Origin of the sequence: Staphylococcus canis (assembly GCF_016238445.1) — a bacterium.
Taxonomy (GTDB): Bacteria; Bacillota; Bacilli; order Staphylococcales; family Staphylococcaceae; genus Staphylococcus; species Staphylococcus canis.
On the sequence record NZ_JABANU010000139.1, the window covers coordinates 1 to 206 of the forward strand.

1 pseudogene is annotated in these 206 nt (G+C 50.5%); it reads left to right on the forward strand.

From position 1 onward, the window contains the following. Window positions 1-206 (forward strand): annotated as a pseudogene (locus tag HHH54_RS11250) (TUGYCR motif thioredoxin fold (seleno)protein); the annotation flags it as partial.

Here is a 206-nt window from a genome sequence, read left to right on the forward strand (position 1 = left end):
TGCACTTGTTGACTCGCTTGTTGAAGCCGAAGCGCTTGTGCTTGCTGACGCTGACGTACTTACTGATTCAGATGCGCTTACTGATGCACTTGTTGACTCGCTTGTTGAAGCCGAAGCGCTTGTGCTTGCTGACGCTGACGTACTTACTGATTCAGATGCGCTTACTGATGCACTTGTTGACTCGCTTGTTGAAGCCGAAGCGCTTG